Here is a 16,781-nt window from a genome sequence, read left to right on the forward strand (position 1 = left end):
ATGCTTAAACCCCTTTGGTATCAAGGAATTTAGGGTTATAAACAGATTGACTAACCTGTTAACATCATTATACTCAACCTGGCACTAACTACGATGGATCCGTTATCCGACATACCGATGGGCGGAGGGAAATGGTGAGACTCCTGCGGAAGAAGGGACAATGCGAGACCCCACAGAGAGGCGTAGCCGAACGAGGAGGCTTGCATGTTCCTCCGCGGAAAGCGAACCATTTCACCGCAGCCCCTTCCTCATAAAAGGAACAGGTCCAGCCTCACCAGTTATTAAAAATTATGGTGTTTATATGGAAGAGCATAAAACTATTTTATTATTATATCAACAAAAAACTTTAACACAGCCTGTTAAAAAGGAAAAGCAATTTATGTAATAAGTGAGTATCATTATAGGAACTGCTAGAAAGAAACCCTCAAATCTGATATTCTAACATTTGTATGAAACAACTGATGAACAAGAGGTGCCTATATGGAGAGAATAGCCATTTTGCTTCCTTGCTATAACGAGGAACAGACAATTGGGAAAGTAATTGATGATTTCAAAAAGGAACTTCCCGATTCAACAATTTATGTTTACGACAACAATTCCTCAGACCGTACATCCGAAGTCGCTAAAGAACATGGAGCTATTGTTCGAATGGAATGGCGACAAGGAAAAGGAAATGTAGTCCGCTCCATGTTTCGAGAAATAGACGCGGACATCTATGTAATGGCTGACGGAGATGATACCTATCCACCTGAATATGTGCATGACCTAATAAGACCTATTCGTGAGCAAAAAGCGAATATGACAATTGGTGATCGTTTAAGTAATGGTACATATTATGATGAAAACAAACGACAATTTCATGGGTTTGGTAATCGTTTAGTTAAAGGATTGATAAATCGTTTATACAAAGATGACATAACCGATATAATGACTGGATATCGTGCTTTCGACCAGTTATTTGTAAAATCAATGCCTGTTATGAGCTCAGGATTCGCCATTGAAACAGAAATGAGTATTCATTCCTTGGATAAAAAGTTTCTACTTAAAGAAGTTCCGGTAGATTATCGAGATCGTCCCGAAGGTAGTGAATCAAAGCTGAATACCTTCTCAGATGGAATGAAAGTATTACGCATGATTTTTACGTTATTTAAAGAATATAAGCCATTTGTTTTCTTTTCACTATGGACGTTAGTACTTATTGTGTTAGGACTTATTGTAGGCGTACCTGTTATTTCAGAATTTGTAAATACAGGATATGTATCTAAGATACCTTCTGCTATTCTAGCTACTGGATTTATGATTCTTGGTGTCCTTTGCTTTGCTTGTGGTCTGATTTTAGATGTCATGAGTGCCACGAACCGAAAGCAGTATGAACTTGAATTAAATCATTTATATAACCGAATAAGGGGGAATCAAGATGACTAACCTCTCCCCAATTATAAGAGTAATGGTATCTGTAGTAGTCAGTTTAATTGCTACTGCAGGTATCATTTCTTTCTATGAGCCTTTTTATCCGTTTACTATGTTTATTGGTGTCATTTTAATTTGTTTATTTACACTAATAGCTTATAGTGCGAGCAAGTCATTCTCTTGGAATCATTCTATACTTTTTTCAAGGCCTCACATGAAATGGGTACTTCCTTTTGGACTTATCTTCCCTGCACTTTTAATGGCGAGTAGTGCACCTGACCAATCCCATATTGAAACATCTATCATGTTTGTGATTGTGTACTTCGTTACATATTTAGTCTATATGTGTTTGTCCTTTATTGGGATGTCCAAACTGATACACTTAGATGCAAGTGGGAAATCAAGCAAATATAGCTTTAGTATTTATTTAGTTATTCCATTTGTAACTTGGATGGTTTATTTTATTGCCTTTTTCCCAGCTACAATGACTCCAGATTCTCTTTCCCAATGGGGTCAAGCGCATTCCTATGATTGGAGTAACTGGCACCCTCTCGTACACACTTGGCTTTTGACCGTACTTGTTCAAATTTGGGATTCACCTGGTGTTCTAGCTTTATTCCAAGTCTTTATGATGGCATTGGTTTGGGCTTATGGTATGAAATCCATTGAAAAACGTGGTGTATCATTTGTTTGGCTTAGCTTATTTACGGTCTTAGTTGCTGCTTGGCCAGTACTTGGAATCTATTCTATTTCATTATGGAAAGACGTTCTTTATAGTATTGTGCTGTTCTTATTCTGTGTGCTAACGTTTAATATCGTCTTCACTAGAGGAGTATGGCTAACGCAAAAAAGTAATTTACTTCTATTATTTGTTACATCTCTTGGGGTAGCTTTTTTCCGCCATAATGGCTTTCCTGTCTTTCTAGTAATGGGGATACTGCTTCTAATCGTTTTTCGACAACACTGGAAGCCGCTCCTTGCTAATTTTATAGCCGTTTTAGCCATATACCTTGTAGTTACTGGACCTATATTTACTGCTCTAGATGTACGACCTACTGAAGCTAAAGAAGCCTTAGGCATCCCAACACAACAAATGGCTAATATTGTTATCAATGGAGATCTGACAGAAGATCAAGAAGCATATGTTTCGAATGTTATGCCACTTCCAATGTGGGAGAAGTTTTATCATCCTTACAAGGTGGATCCAATTAAATTTTCTGGTGAATACGATGATACATTTATCGCGAATGATTTAGGTGCTTTTTTAAAAGTTTGGTCAGGAATGGTTATCCAAAATCCTGGTTTAGCCATTGAAGCTTTTCTTAAGGAAACTTCTATTGTATGGCAAATGCACGAACCAGAAAAACCTGGGTACACTTCAAACTTTTTAACTTACATTTATAAAGATAACGAGTATGGCCTGGAAAATAAGATATTCTTCCCAACTATTACATCGAACGTAAAAGAGTACTTGGAGGATAGTGAAAAGAATTTTCTAACAACGATTTGGAGACCAGCTAGTTATTTATTTGCGATAGTATTCCTAACCTTTACTGCATGGATGAAATTTAATAGACGAGCTAGCGTTTGGCTTATTTCCTTACCTGTTCTATTGAATGTTGGCTCTGTTGCTGCTACTCTACCAGCTCAAGATTTTAGATATCTATTTTCCAATGTTCCACTCGCGCTTTTCTTAATCGCGATGATATGGATTGGTCAATCAAAGATGAGTGATGCTCATGAGTAGATTTACGAGATCAATCAAAAAGAATAGTACTGGCATAATCTTGATGACCTTCGCAGCCTTTTTCACCTCATTAGGTCAAATGTTTTGGAAGCTCTCAGATGCAGGAATCAATCTAAATTTAATTGGAGGATTTGGTTTTTATTTTCTAGGGGCAGTGCTCATGATTGTATCTTTCCGTTTTGGTAGTTTATCTGTCCTACATCCTTTATTAAGTCTTGGGTATGTATTTGCCTTATTCCTGGGCGTCTTTCTTGTCGGGGAAACAATCGGAATTACACACTTTTCTGGAATACTTCTCATCATTCTAGGAGTCGTTTTAATTGGAGGTGGTGATGATTAGCCTTCTTTTGGTTATTTTAATGACGTTGTTCGGCTCACTTGGAGGGTTTTTCTTTAAAAAAGCAGGAGATCACCCATTAGGTTTCAACCTCCCTTTCTTAATGAAGGTTGGAACAGGAGGTACATTTTATTTAGCTGGAGCACTTCTAAATATTTACCTTTTAACCTTGCTTCCTTATACAGTGGTATATCCAATCACCTCTGTCACATATATATGGACGATGCTCCTATCTGCTATCTTCTTACATGAAACAATTACAATAAAAAAAGTAATAGGTGTACTTCTCATTTCGGGTGGATCCATTCTACTTGTTTTGTAATAGGTAAGTCGTAATAGCTCCATTCAACTAATAATGAAAAAATGGCGCATCTCTTTTTAGAGTGCGCCATTTTTATTATTCATGAAAGTTTGTACCTGACGTAACTTCATTTACATATCCGGCACGAATAACGTAATCACCAAACTTTTCGTTTTCTTGTCTTTCTTTAGCATATTCAAACAAGATAGGTTTTAACGTAGTTAGGATTTCTTCCTCCCCTATGTTCTCACGGTATAGTTTATTTAAGCGATCACCAGTAAATCCTGCTCCTAAGTACATATTGTACTTTCCAGGACCTTTTCCGATAAAACCAATTTCACCTAAGGCAGGTCGAGCACACCCATTGGGGCAGCCTGTCATACGAATGACAATCTCTTCATCTTTTAATCCAGCTTCATCCAGTATAGCCTCTATTTTATCAATAAGGGATGGAAGATATCGTTCTGATTCTGCCATTGCCAATCCGCAAGTTGGAAATGCTACACAGGCCATAGAATTTCTACGAAGAGCTGAATTTTCCTTCCCATCTGTTAAGCCATATTGTTCTACTAATTGATCGATAGCAGGTTTCATTTCCTCTGTTACATTGGATACAACCACATTTTGATTGGGAGTAAGTCGGAAATCCCCTGTGTGGACCTGGGCAATTTCTCGAAGACCTGTCATTAGCTTATAATCTTCTGTATCTTTAATCCTTCCATTTTGAATAAATAGCGTTAGATGCCATTTTCCATCACCTTGTACCCAGCCATAACGATCGCCATTATGATCAAAATGGTAGGCACGAGCTTTTTCAATATCCCATCCTAGACGATTGTTTAATTCGTTAATGATCCAATCAACGCCATATTTATCGACTGTGTACTTGAAACGAGCATTTTTTCGTTCATGACGGTTTCCATAATCACGCTGAATCGTTACGATTTTCTCCGCTACATCTACAACTTGATCAACTGGACAAAAGCCAATTACGCGACCTAATTGTGGATACGTGTCTGTATCCCCGTGTGTCATCCCCATTCCGCCACCTACAGATATGTTAAATCCTTGTAATTTCCCTTCTTCAATGATAGCAATAAATCCAATATCTTGACTAAATACGTCCACATCATTAGAAGGTGGTACTGCGACGCCAATTTTGAATTTACGTGGCAGATAGGTAGATCCATAGATTGGCTCTTGCTCAACTGAATCACGACTATCAATGACTTTTTCTTCATCTAACCATATTTCATGGTAAGCTCTTGTTTGTGGGGTAAGATGATCACTAACTTTTTTGGACCACTCATAGACTTCAGCATGTATATCAGATTGATAAGGGTTGGCATTCGCCATTACGTTACGATTCACATCTCCACATGCAGCAATACTATCCATCAACACTGCATCTATGTCTTGTATTGTTTTCTTCATATTCCATTTCAAAATACCATGCAGTTGAAAAGCCTGTCGTGTCGTCAGCTTAAGTGTTTCATTCCCATACGTGTTCGCAAGTTTATCCATCGCTAACCATTGTTCAGGCGTTGCTACTCCACCTGGGGCACGGACGCGAATCATAAATTGATAGGCAGGCTCTAGTTTTTGTTGCTTACGTTCGTTTCGTAGATCTCGATCATCCTGCATGTAGCTACCATGAAACTTTAGTAATTTCGTTTGTTCTTCTGGAATACTTGCTGTAATACGGTTAGCGAAGTCCTCAACTAGCGTACCTCTTAGGTAGTTACTTTCACTTTTAATACGTTCCATTACATCTAATGCTTTATCTTGCTGACCGTTTTTTGTGCTCATGCTTAAACCCCTTTCTAACATTAATAAACGTCACGTTGATATCGTTTTTGGTTTCTCATATCAGCTAGATAGGCTTCTGCTTCTGCCTCACTCATTCCGCCTTCACGTTCAAAAATCGTCAACAACGCCGAATTAACATCTTTGGCCATATATTTTTCATCCCCACACACGTACACATATGCTCCAGCTTGAATCCATTGATAAAGTTCTTTTCCTTTTTCTAGCATGCGATGCTGCACATATACTTTTTCTTCCGTGTCACGGGAAAAGGCAACATCCATTTTCGTTAAAATCCCTTCTTTTAGCCACTTTTGCCATTCAATTTGATAGAGGAAATCTGTAACGAAATGCTGTTCCCCAAAGAACAACCATGTGTCCCCTTCTGCATCGTTCTCTTCCCATTCTTCTAGAAAAGCTCGATAAGGAGCCACACCTGTTCCCGCTCCAATCATGATAACTGGTGTATCTAATGTTTCTGGGAGCTTGAAGTTAGCATTTTTCTGAATATAGATTGGTAGAGAATCACCTGGTTGTAATCGTTCAGCACACTGTCCGGAGCAAACCCCCGTACGAGCTCTTCCATGTGCATCATATCTTAAGGCACCTATAGTAAGGTGCACTTCGTCTGGATTGGCCGTTAAACTACTAGCAATAGAGTATAAACGAGGTGGAAGCTTCCGGAGGTTTTGCACAAAATCATTGGCGGAAACGTTCCAAGGTCCAAACTCACGAGCTAAATCAATCAAGTCACGCCCATAAATATATGCCTTTAATTCCTCATTTTTATCAGATTCTAGTAAGGAATGAAGCTCCTCATGATTGGTTAGCTGAGCCAATTTCTCTAATAACGGTTTTGTTATATTGGTAATCTCATAAGTCGAGGTCAATGCATCTCGCAACACTTGCTGCTCTCCGTCCTTGCTTACGGTTATGAGTTCTTCTGGATTCCAATTCATTTCTACGATTAAATTGTCGACTAGAACAGGGTCGTTTTCGGGATATATACCGACTGCGTCTCCAGGTTCAAATGATAATTGTGACCCTTCTAAATCTAATTCTAGATGTCGTGTTTCTTTATTTGATCCTCGCCCATTTAAATTAAGGTTTTCTAAAATTTCTGCCCTGAATGGGTTTTTCTTAGAATACACAGATTCTGAAGGATTTGAAGGTGCAGGACTTATACCTTCCGAAGACCCAACTTCCGTATTTGATTGTTTGCTTTGGACTAATTCATTTAAGACACCTTCAAACCATTCATCAGCAGGCTCTTCAAAATCTAAATCACAATCGACTCGTGGATATAAACGTGTTCCTCCTAATTCTTCTAGTCGCTGATCAAAATCCTTACCTGTTTGACAGAAAAATTCATATGACGTATCTCCTAAAGATAGAATCGAAAAGCGTAGATTTTCTAGCTCTGGCGCTCGCTTGCTATAAAGGAACTCGTAAAACGTTAGTGCGTTATCAGGAGGTTCACCCTCTCCATGTGTACTGGTTAAGATAAGTAAATCTTGAACTTTCTTGATGTTCTTTGGTTTAAAGTCATCCAATGAAGTAACAGTTACTTCTAAATTTTTCTCTTGGAGTTTTTGTGTAAATTCCTCAGCTAACGTTTGTGCATTACCAGTTTGAGATCCGTATAATACTGTAACCTCTCGAGCTGGAGTTTGGCTTGGTTGCTGGGGGATTGCTTGAGACTCTGCAGCACCTTGAGCAACAGGTGCATTCGCAGGGGGAGCTTCTGTACTATGTCCTGCAGCAAGGTACCCACTTAGCCAAAGTTTCTGAGATTCTGTTAACGTCGGGAAAAGTTGATTTAAGAGCTGTACTTGTTCTTCACTAAAAGGACTATTTGTTACTTGAAAATGCAAACATACCCACCTCACAAAGGAAAACTATTATTTTTATTACTATGAATACCTTTATATATTCATACATTCCATCGCATTGTAATCCGAGTTGTTTAATCGGATTTATGTGTAAAATTATTTCCCTGCTATCTATGCAGGGATTCTATTCACGTATTTTTGTTCTTCGCTCATTTCAAAATGAAAATACCTCTCTTCTACGATAAGAAGAGAGGTACACATTGTAACTATGTAACCGTTCTCTTCTCATCCTTCGAAGTGCTTTGTGCACCCGCTGGTATTGGCACAGCTTATGATAACTAAACTATCTAGCTTACAAAACCGATGCCGAGGTTTCAATGGGCCAGTCCCTCCACCTCTCTAGATAAGAAAAAGGGTATAAAAATATTGTTAATATGAATGATTGGTTCACATAATATGCTGATTCAGAAGAAAAGTCAATAGATTATTAGAAAATTTATATAATTCTCTACAATGTTAAAGTTTTTCTATACATTATATTCCATATCATCCTCTATCATGCCATGAATATTTTATATGTACAAAAAACTTCTTACCTAATCTGGATTAGGTAAGAAGCTAGTTAGTATAATTAGCCAATACTGGAGCATAGGCGCGTTTGTTAAGGCTTAGCCACAATCTTTCCTCGTACATGACGTGAAGCTAATCGATTTAATCCTTCAGGTACGTCTTCCAAAGAGATAATATCCTCGACTAGGGAATTGATGTGACCTTCTGATAGTAATTCGAGCATTTCATTTCCCATACGAGCTAAATCACGTTGCTGATGAAGGTTGTTCACCATATGGGCACCACCTAAAGCAACCTGGTGAAACGATAGGGCTCGTTTGAAATCAATGTTACTAGTAATGTCAGGTGCTCCGGCAATAAACGCAATGTGACCATTAAATGCAAGCGTCTCTATAGACCTTGTAGCATTCTCTGGACCGACCGTATCAAGAACGGCATGTACTCCGAGTCCTTCTGTTAACTCTAGTGTCTTTTCGACAAAATCCTGTTCTTTATAATCTATTACCTCATCGGCACCTAGCTGATAAACATATTCATGATTTTCGGAAGATGCAGTAGTGATTACATGTAAACCTGCATATTTCGCTAGTTGAATAGCAAAACCTCCTACTCCACCTGCCCCGGCATGAATAAGAATAGTTTGCCCCGCCTCTAACATCATCTTTCTGAATAAAGATTGGTATGCAGTGTAACCTGCACATGGCAAGGCTACTGCATCTTCAAAAGAAACGGTTTCTGGTATAACAGAGACAGTGTGAGATGGTACAACAGTAAATTCAGCAAAGTTCCCTTGCTTTATCATATTTCCATGGTAGACTACTCGATCCCCTGGTTGTACTTCTGAAACATCACTTCCTACATTCTCAACGATACCAGCCCCATCTACTCCTAATATATGAGGATATGTCCATTCAGGGTGACCATTTGTTGCAACCTTATAATCGACGGGATTTAATCCTGCAGCTTCGATACGAACAAGCACTTCATTTGTATTTGGCTCTGGTTTTGGAATGTCATGTACTTCCATGTCTCTCCATTTTCCTGCTTCGTGTAATAGTAATGCCTTCATGCTTGATACCTCCAAAACATAGTAGAATACATTCTAAATCATAGCATGGGAGACTTAATATTATGAAAACATACGTCTTACTTGTTACACACCCCATCCTATCTATTTAATATCAGATAGTTTTTAAGTTTCCTTTATCTCCTACGAATTCATGGGAAGATTCTTAGTTTAAGGAGGCAGATTGCTTTATCGTGCAGCATTCTAATTGTATTTGCCACAGCGAGGATTGTCTTAAGACCACTAGAGGATAGGAACTGGACGTGGCCGCACACTTTTTTTAGTTATACACAAGCGTTGAATTTTATAATTTCCTGGTGAACGATAAAAAAACATATGCCGAAGCATATGTTTACAAAAGTGATTTAAAATACTATCGTTTTATTTTCAAATACAATGACACGATCCTCAAGATGCCATTTAACGGCACGAGCTAAGACAGTTCTTTCTATAGAACGACCTATCTTTTTTAAATCTTTGACATCATCTCTATGATCAACTCGATTTATATCTTGTTCAATTATGGGACCTTCATCCAACTCATTGGTTACATAATGAGATGTGGCACCAATTAGCTTTACACCCCGTTCATGGGCACGCTTATGTGGATTCGCTCCAATAAACGCAGGCAAGAAAGAGTGGTGAATATTGATAATCTCAGAAGGGTGAGCAGCTACAAAATTTGGTGTTAGGATTTGCATATAGCGAGCAAGGACAATGACATCTATGTTGTATTCCTTTAGTAATTGCAATTGCTTTTCCTCTACTTCTGCTCGATTCTCTTTAGAGGCTGGGATGTAATAGAATGGAATGCCAAATGATTCAACAATCTCCCTGGCATGCTCATGATTACCAATTACTAAGGGGATTTCTGTAATGATATCTCCGCTTTGCCATTCAAATAAAAGCTCTCTTAAACAATGTAGTTCTTTTGATACGAATATAGCTGTTCTTTTCACATCATACACACTTTTAAGCTTCCAATCCATTGAAAAAGTTTGTGCTATAAGGCTGAATTGCGTTTTTAGCTCTTCTTCTTTAGTAGGTAAATCAGGGCATTCAAATTCAATTCGCATGAAGAAGGTGCCTTCTTTGGGATCGGTTGAATATTGGTTAGATTCCATAATGTTAGCATCATTGTCAGCTAAAAACGTTGAAATGGCAGATACAATTCCTGGTTGATCTGGGCAACTGATTAACAAACGTCCTCTGTTTTGTTGGTCCTGTTTAAATGTTTGGATTTGTTCCTGTATAGATTGTGACATCAGAATCTCCTTTTTTTTATATTCTTCAGTGATTTAGTATAGTAGCACCCTACTCTATTTTGCCCTTTTCCTATATCCATGTAAATAATACTTGAAAAAGATTCACTTCTGTGGCAAAGTTTAGGAAAGGCGTTAATTAACTTAATAATATGAGAAATGTAGGGGGACCAGTGTTGCTGGTTGAGATAGTATGCGTTACATACTGACCCTTGGAACCTGAACTGGTTTAGACCAGCGTAGGGAACATAGTCAATCGATTAATAATGTATTGATATATGCACCCTAGGTATGGACCTAGGGTGTTTTTTATTTTCTTATCATACATTTAATCTTCCTACGCTTCCTGTTCTTCATTCCTATTTCTAGATTAACGCAATCTATGAATATATCAGGAGGTATTAAAATGAGAAAGTTTTTATTCGTCATGCTTACATTATTGGTTATTGTTTTAACAGCTTGCTCTTCCAACGAGCAAGGAGCAAGTTCCGAAGAAAATGAAAAAGAATTAAAAGAAGTATCTATCGTATTAGATTGGACTCCTAATACAAACCATACAGGATTGTACGTAGCTAAAGAAAAAGGATATTTCAAAGAGCAAGGTTTGGATGTCGACATCCTTATGCCAGGTGAAACAGGAGCAGATCAACTAGTAGCGTCAGGCAAGGCTGAATTCGGGGTAAGTGCTCAGGAAGCATTAACACATGCCCGTGTTCAAGATATTCCTATTGTGTCTATCGCAGCTGTGATTCAACATAATACTTCTGGATTTGCTTCACCAAAAGATAAGAACATAACATCACCAGCTGATTATGAAGGTAAAACGTATGGTGGCTGGGGTGCTCCGGTAGAAAAAGCCGTTCTCTCATCCTTGATGAAGCAGGAAGATGCTGATGTAGAAAAAGTGGACATTGTTAACATGGGCAATACTGACTTCTTTACAGCTGTTAAACGTGATGTTGATTTTGCTTGGATCTATTATGGCTGGACTGGTGTGGAAGCAGAATTGCGTGGTCAAGAGTTAAACATGCAATACCTAACGGACTACTCTGAAAAATTAGATTACTATACTCCGATATTGACGACGAATGAATCGATGATAAACGAAAACCCTGAAACAGTGTCATCCTTTATTGCAGCTGTTTCAAAGGGTTACACCTTCGCTAAGGATAACCCTGAAGATGCAGCTTCTATACTTATAGATGCTGTTCCTGATTTAGACGAAGAGCTTGTAAAAGCAAGTCAGAAGTGGCTATCTCCTAAATATCAAGATGACGCAGATCAATGGGGGATTCAGGAAAAAGAAACTTGGAAAAACTACTCCGATTGGATGTATAATAACGATCTTCTGGAAGAACAGTTACAAGTCGAGGACGCATTTACGAATGAATTCCTACCAAATAAGGAGTGATCTTATGGCTAACTCATTAGTCAGTATTCAAATTTTACCTAAAACAAACAAGAACGATAATGTTATCCCTTATGTTGACGAAGCTATTTCTATTATTGATGCATCAGGTATTAAATATGAAGTTCATCCATTAGAAACAACATTAGAAGGAAATCTAACAGAAATTTTCACTGTTATTGAACAAATGAATCAAAAAATGATAGATATGGGTTGTTCCAATGTCATCTCACAGATCAAAGTGCTCTATCAACCTAGCGGAGCATCTATGGATCAATTGACGGAGAAGTATCGTACATGAAACACATCATTCTTCAAGGATGGAGGCCCATTGTGGTCCTCATCCTTTTATTTATTATTTGGGAAATTAGTAGTCACCTATTTGCTATCCCAGCTTGGCTTATGCCTCCTCCTTCCGATATTTTTCATGAAGGAATAACAGGCTGGTCTAATTACAATGGCCATTTATTATCAACCATCCAATTAACGTTGCTAGGTTTTATGATTGGTGCGAGCTTTGGTGTTATTGTAGCCATTGGGTTACATACTATTGCTGTTTTAAGAGAAATTGTTTATCCATTTATGATTCTATCTCAAAATATCCCTATTATCGTGCTGGCACCTTTACTGGTAATATGGTTTGGGTTTGGTACGCTCCCAAAGCTAATCATCATTACACTAGTTTGTTTTTTTCCCATCGCAATTGCCACTTTAGATGGACTAAAACAAACAAGCTCTGAATTGATGCATTACATGAAAATGGCAGGAGCTTCTAACAAGCAAATATTCTGGAAGTTAGAATGGCCACACGCCCTCCCTTCTCTCTTTTCAGGTCTTAAAATTTCTGCAACCTATAGCGTTATGGGAGCGGTAATTTCTGAATGGCTCGGTGCTAAAAAAGGAATAGGGGTTTATATGACTCTAGCATCCTCTTCCTTTCGTACAGACAGGGTGTTTGTTGCTATTTTCATCATCATGATTATCAGCTTAAGTTTCTTTGCACTGATTGCTCTATTAGAGAAGAGAGTCATACGGTGGCAAAGTAAAGGAGGGGAACATACAGATGGCTAACCTTTCATTACAGTCAATATCCATGTCATTTGAAGGGAAGAAAATATTAGAGGACATCCAATTTGTTGTGAAGGATGCTGAATTTGTAACCATTTTAGGTCCATCGGGAAGTGGGAAAAGTACACTTTTTCATTTAATTGGCGGGTTATACAAGCCTGAACAAGGGCATATTTTTCTTAATGGAGAAGAAATAACTGGGAAAAGAGGTTCTATTAGCTATATGCCTCAAAGTCCTTCTCTATTTCCTTGGAGAACCATTGTTGAGAATGTCCTACTTGGTGCAGAAATTGTTGGCCAAGCTGATAAAGGAACAGCATTACAAATGATTGAGAAGGCTGGTTTATTAGGCTATGAACACGCATATCCCCACCAACTATCTGGTGGGATGAAACAGCGTGCTGCCTTTATTCGTAGTTTAATGAGCCCTCAACCCCTAATCTGTCTTGATGAACCATTTTCTGCTTTGGATGAATTCACAAGAGTAGAAATGCAGAAGTGGCTCATGAATATATGGGTTGAACACAAACGATCTATTTTATTTGTTACACACAATATTGAAGAAGCTCTATTTCTTTCAGACCGAATCATTGTGTTGTCCAATAGACCCGCAACTGTTCAAAAGGAATTCCATATACCGTTTAAGAGACCTAGAGAGGAATCCTTATTATTAACGGAAGAGTTTTTAGCATGGAAAAAAGAAATTTATAATGAATTAAGGGTGATCGTGTGACTTATCCAATTATAGATGCTCATATTCACTTAGATATGTACACAGAACTTCAACAGCATAAAATTTTAAATGAAATGAATGCAGAGAGCGTTGAGGCACTTATTTCAGTGTCTAATCATTATCAATCTGCGTTAACTAATATAAAACTCTCGGAAATGAATCAAAGCGTAAAGATGGCTATAGGCTATCACCCTGAACAAGCATTGCCATCTGATCAAGAGATAAACCACCTCTTTGAACTACTATCGAATCGAACGGAAGATATTATAGCTATTGGTGAAGTTGGTTTGCCCTATTATAGACGTAAGGAAAACCAGGAACTTATACTTAAGCCTTATATAGATTTATTAGAAATGTTTATACAGATCTCTGTTAAACTTGATAAGCCAATCATTCTCCACGCTATTTATGAAGATGCAGATTTGGTAATTGAATTATTAGAGAAATATAATGTCAAAAAAGCATATTTTCATTGGTTTAAAGGTTCCTACAACACCATTCAGCGTTTATTGAAAAATAACTACATGATTTCTATAACTCCTGATTGTGTGTATGAACAAGAAATACAAACAATCATCCGTCACTATCCAATGGAGCTTATGATGGTGGAAACAGATGGTCCATGGTCTTTCGAGTACCCATTTAATGAAGAAATCACACACCCTAAAATGATTCACTCCAGTATTCAAAAAATAGCTGAAATCAAACAGCTGAGTGAAACCAAAGTTTATAAAGTTATGTATGAGAACACAAAACAGTTTTATGAACTGGATGCTTAATAAACGTTTATATGATCATTGCATACAAGTATTTATCAATCTATTTCTAAAAAAGACGCATTCTGTGTATTCAGAATGCGTCTAATAAAATTACCTTGCAGCAGCTTTTCCCTTTTATTTTTGTTGATTATTTCTAATAATAGAATGTTGCTCCTACAATAATTAATAGAATAAACAGGACAACGATTAATGCAAATCCTCCGCCGTAACCGTATCCTCTTTGGCCTCCAACTTGATTATAACCACAGCCACCAAAGCCCATCAGCTCACCTACTTTCATTAGTGTTACTATACTTTATGTAATGACAAGACCTATTGGAAGGGCACATACCTTATTAATGAACATATAGTATTGGAATGGTAGGTCTATATCACGAATTGGTACCTAATTGTACTTCAAAAATAAAGAGGTGGATGTATGAGTAATGATTACTTAGACATATTAGCGAAGTTTGGAATTGGTGGTGCCCATCCTGGAGGATTTCCACTTACGAAACAACTACTCGAAAAGGAGAATTTACAGGAAAATATGACAGTATTGGATCTTGGGTGTGGAACAGGTCAGACTGCAGAGTACATTAGTACAACATTTGGTTGTGATGTAACTGCAATTGATAATCAATTACTAATGGTGCAAAAAGCGACCAATCGCATTGAAAAAACGTCATTACCAGTACACGTTGTACTTGGTGATGCACAGGAACTCGAATTTAAGGATCATTCATTTGATATGATATTGGCTGAGTCTGTAGTTGCTTTCACAGATGTTTCCAAGACATTAACCGAAATGAAAAGAGTTGTTAAACCAAAAGGTTGTTGCCTGTTAATTGAAATGATTGCATACCAGGATTTAGAAGAAGAAATCAGATCAACAATAGCGGAATTTTATGGTGTTCAACACGTATTAACAGAAGATCAGTGGTTAGAGAAACTACACGAATCTGGATTTACAAACGTTCAAGTAATACCTACTATGACAACACTTCATAAAACCGAAATAACAGATATAAACGTATCAGATGATATAAAACTAGAAGATTATGATTTATGGGATAAACATGCCCATTTAACGGAAAAGCACGCACTTCATATAGGATACCGTGTATTTCGATGTTGTATATAAGTGACATAGACATAAAAGTTTTACACTTAATGCAACAAATCAAATGTTCAACATTTTGTTATGTTTATCCTAATATCGAACCTCTAATCAACTCTTCAGTGGATAATGTGAGAAGATTTTTGTAATTACACTGTTGTTTAGTATGATATGAATTAACGATTTCGTATCCTACTGCATAACCGATCCATGCAGGAAATAATGTTCCTTCTTCACCATATAGAAAAATAGACTGAGCTCTCTCACTTGTTATATCTAGGTTCGGTATATAGTAATGAATCCACAATTCTTTAATCGTTTCAAAGGTATAGCGATTATACCATGGACCCAACCATTTCTCTCCATACAGTTGTTTTACAGCATTTTCTGCTAAACCTTCAAGAATGATGACATCTTTTAGTGCAGGTTGTTCAACATTCACCTTCTTATCGTAATTGGATAACCTGCATATGTGGTGGTATTCATGTGCGAACAACGCTCGGACTTCATTTAATACAAGAAATGGGGATAAGAATAAAAAGATAGCATTCTTATATGTTACGCCATTTTTAGGAGCTATCCTTTTACACTCAGGAAGATGAGCTTGTTTAATTGGGAAAATGAACACATTCACATCCGGTCCATTCCATAACCTTTTCAAACGATGATATTCCTTCTCTATTACACTCCATATATGCATCCTTTTCAAATTCGTTAAAGCTTGCTCCATATACTCGTATTCATCAGGTTCAAACAAACCATACTGCAATAACAAAAATTGTAACTCTTCTCCTTGTACATCGCTCTCATATTGTTCAATGGGGTAACATAACGTTTCACACTGAATACGAAAGAGATTTTCTAAATGAAACGTATTCCCTCTACATGCTTTATTGAATTCATTTAACCATCCAAACGTTTCTATTACGGACAAAATGCCCTCCCCTTTGATAAAACAATATTAGGTACATACCCATTATCCTGTAAGCTATGCTCGTGTCCAGTCCAAAATCCAAAAAAACACATAAGCTAGGAGTAGGTACAATTATGTATAGAATAAAAGGAGGATATGTATGTCTGGACCAGATTTTTATCATGTGTGTTGCAGATATCACGGTAAACCAGTTCGTTTATCATGTCGAGACGGGAGATCCCATGTAGGAGAAATCACTAGAGTAACAAGAACGCATGTATGGATTAGGCCGCTAGAAGGTCCGAGAGGGTTTAATTATGGATTCTATGGATTTGGTTATGGTGGATTCGGTGTTCCATTTGCCTTAGGTGCCCTAACTGGAGTTGCTTTAGCTTCCGCTTTTTTCTGGTAAATCCAGTAAGTTATACTTTCGTTATTAATGAATGTATG

General features: G+C 37.5%; 17 protein-coding genes and 2 riboswitches. Of the genes, 11 read left to right on the forward strand and 6 right to left on the reverse strand.

Going from position 1 to position 16,781, the window contains the following annotated elements; genetic code table 11:
- Positions 1–480 precede the first annotated feature (480 nt).
- From N782_RS14615 to N782_RS14630, 4 genes are read left to right on the forward strand one after another with little or no spacing between them, the layout of a single operon-like run.
- Positions 481–1,425, forward strand: a complete 945-nt coding sequence (locus N782_RS14615; protein ID WP_036821653.1) for a glycosyltransferase family 2 protein — start codon at positions 481–483, stop codon at positions 1,423–1,425.
- Positions 1,418–3,157, forward strand: a complete 1,740-nt coding sequence (locus N782_RS14620) for a DUF6020 family protein (protein WP_052111359.1) — start codon at positions 1,418–1,420, stop codon at positions 3,155–3,157. Before N782_RS14615 ends, N782_RS14620 begins: the two co-directional genes overlap by 8 nt.
- Entirely contained in the window at positions 3,150–3,497 is a 348-nt protein-coding gene (locus N782_RS14625) for an EamA family transporter (RefSeq protein ID WP_036821654.1), read from the forward strand. Before N782_RS14620 ends, N782_RS14625 begins: the two co-directional genes overlap by 8 nt.
- A complete protein-coding gene (locus N782_RS14630) occupies positions 3,490–3,816 on the forward strand; it encodes an EamA family transporter (RefSeq protein ID WP_036821655.1) in 327 nt (108 codons plus the stop codon). The genes N782_RS14625 and N782_RS14630 overlap by 8 nt, the downstream gene beginning before the upstream one ends.
- Before the next feature lie 75 nt (positions 3,817–3,891).
- Here the strand turns inward: N782_RS14630 and cysI are convergent, their stop codons facing one another.
- The 4 genes from cysI to purU all read right to left on the reverse strand — a co-directional run bounded on the left by cysI (position 3,892) and on the right by purU (position 10,334).
- The gene (gene cysI / locus N782_RS14635; protein ID WP_036821658.1) at positions 3,892–5,604 is read right to left on the reverse strand and encodes an assimilatory sulfite reductase (NADPH) hemoprotein subunit; all 1,713 of its coding nucleotides are present in this window, start codon (positions 5,602–5,604) and stop codon (positions 3,892–3,894) included.
- Between the two features lie 20 nt (positions 5,605–5,624).
- Positions 5,625–7,475 carry an assimilatory sulfite reductase (NADPH) flavoprotein subunit gene (locus tag N782_RS14640; protein ID WP_036821661.1) on the reverse strand — a complete coding sequence of 617 codons (1,851 nt, stop codon included), beginning with the start codon at positions 7,473–7,475 and terminating at the stop codon, positions 5,625–5,627.
- A gap of 240 nt (positions 7,476–7,715) precedes the next feature.
- A riboswitch (SAM riboswitch) is annotated at positions 7,716–7,843 on the reverse strand.
- A gap of 251 nt (positions 7,844–8,094) precedes the next feature.
- Positions 8,095–9,072 carry a zinc-binding dehydrogenase gene (locus tag N782_RS14645; RefSeq protein ID WP_036821672.1) on the reverse strand — a complete coding sequence of 326 codons (978 nt, stop codon included), beginning with the start codon at positions 9,070–9,072 and terminating at the stop codon, positions 8,095–8,097.
- Positions 9,073–9,434: 362 nt separating this feature from the next.
- Positions 9,435–10,334 carry a formyltetrahydrofolate deformylase gene (purU, locus tag N782_RS14650; RefSeq protein WP_036821675.1) on the reverse strand — a complete coding sequence of 300 codons (900 nt, stop codon included), beginning with the start codon at positions 10,332–10,334 and terminating at the stop codon, positions 9,435–9,437.
- Between the two features lie 150 nt (positions 10,335–10,484).
- Positions 10,485–10,594, forward strand: a riboswitch (TPP riboswitch).
- A gap of 143 nt (positions 10,595–10,737) precedes the next feature.
- Between purU and N782_RS14655 the strand changes: the two genes are divergently transcribed.
- Genes N782_RS14655 through N782_RS14675 form a run of 5 tightly spaced genes read left to right on the forward strand, consistent with a single transcriptional unit; the run spans position 10,738 to position 14,319 of the window.
- A complete protein-coding gene (locus N782_RS14655) occupies positions 10,738–11,742 on the forward strand; it encodes an ABC transporter substrate-binding protein (RefSeq protein ID WP_036821677.1) in 1,005 nt (334 codons plus the stop codon).
- 4 nt (positions 11,743–11,746) lie between these two features.
- A complete protein-coding gene (locus N782_RS14660; RefSeq protein WP_036821680.1) occupies positions 11,747–12,040 on the forward strand; it encodes a thiamine-binding protein in 294 nt (97 codons plus the stop codon).
- Positions 12,037–12,810: an ABC transporter permease gene (locus N782_RS14665; protein ID WP_036821683.1), complete on the forward strand. Its 774-nt coding sequence runs from the start codon at positions 12,037–12,039 to the stop codon at positions 12,808–12,810. Before N782_RS14660 ends, N782_RS14665 begins: the two co-directional genes overlap by 4 nt.
- Positions 12,803–13,540, forward strand: a complete 738-nt coding sequence (locus N782_RS14670) for an ABC transporter ATP-binding protein (protein ID WP_036821686.1) — start codon at positions 12,803–12,805, stop codon at positions 13,538–13,540. Before N782_RS14665 ends, N782_RS14670 begins: the two co-directional genes overlap by 8 nt.
- Positions 13,537–14,319: a TatD family hydrolase gene (locus N782_RS14675; protein ID WP_084103111.1), complete on the forward strand. Its 783-nt coding sequence runs from the start codon at positions 13,537–13,539 to the stop codon at positions 14,317–14,319. The genes N782_RS14670 and N782_RS14675 overlap by 4 nt, the downstream gene beginning before the upstream one ends.
- A 133-nt stretch (positions 14,320–14,452) precedes the next feature.
- Here N782_RS14675 and N782_RS21085 read toward each other — a convergent pair whose 3' ends face one another.
- The gene (locus tag N782_RS21085; RefSeq protein ID WP_084103112.1) at positions 14,453–14,581 is read right to left on the reverse strand and encodes a YjcZ family sporulation protein; all 129 of its coding nucleotides are present in this window, start codon (positions 14,579–14,581) and stop codon (positions 14,453–14,455) included.
- A gap of 156 nt (positions 14,582–14,737) precedes the next feature.
- Here N782_RS21085 and N782_RS14680 point away from each other — a divergent pair, with 156 nt between their 5' ends.
- On the forward strand, positions 14,738–15,442 hold the full coding sequence (locus N782_RS14680) for a class I SAM-dependent methyltransferase (RefSeq protein ID WP_036821689.1): 705 nt from the start codon (positions 14,738–14,740) through the stop codon (positions 15,440–15,442).
- A gap of 64 nt (positions 15,443–15,506) precedes the next feature.
- Here N782_RS14680 and N782_RS14685 read toward each other — a convergent pair whose 3' ends face one another.
- Positions 15,507–16,352, reverse strand: coding sequence for a DUF2268 domain-containing putative Zn-dependent protease (locus N782_RS14685; protein WP_036821690.1), 846 nt, complete (start codon positions 16,350–16,352; stop codon positions 15,507–15,509).
- A 139-nt stretch (positions 16,353–16,491) separates the two neighbouring features.
- On the opposite strand from N782_RS14685, the gene N782_RS14690 reads away from it, so the two are divergent.
- Positions 16,492–16,743: a hypothetical protein gene (locus N782_RS14690; RefSeq protein WP_036821693.1), complete on the forward strand. Its 252-nt coding sequence runs from the start codon at positions 16,492–16,494 to the stop codon at positions 16,741–16,743.
- Positions 16,744–16,781 lie beyond the last annotated feature (38 nt).

The organism is Pontibacillus yanchengensis Y32, from assembly GCF_000770635.1.
Classification (GTDB): domain Bacteria; phylum Bacillota; class Bacilli; order Bacillales; family BH030062; genus Pontibacillus; species Pontibacillus yanchengensis.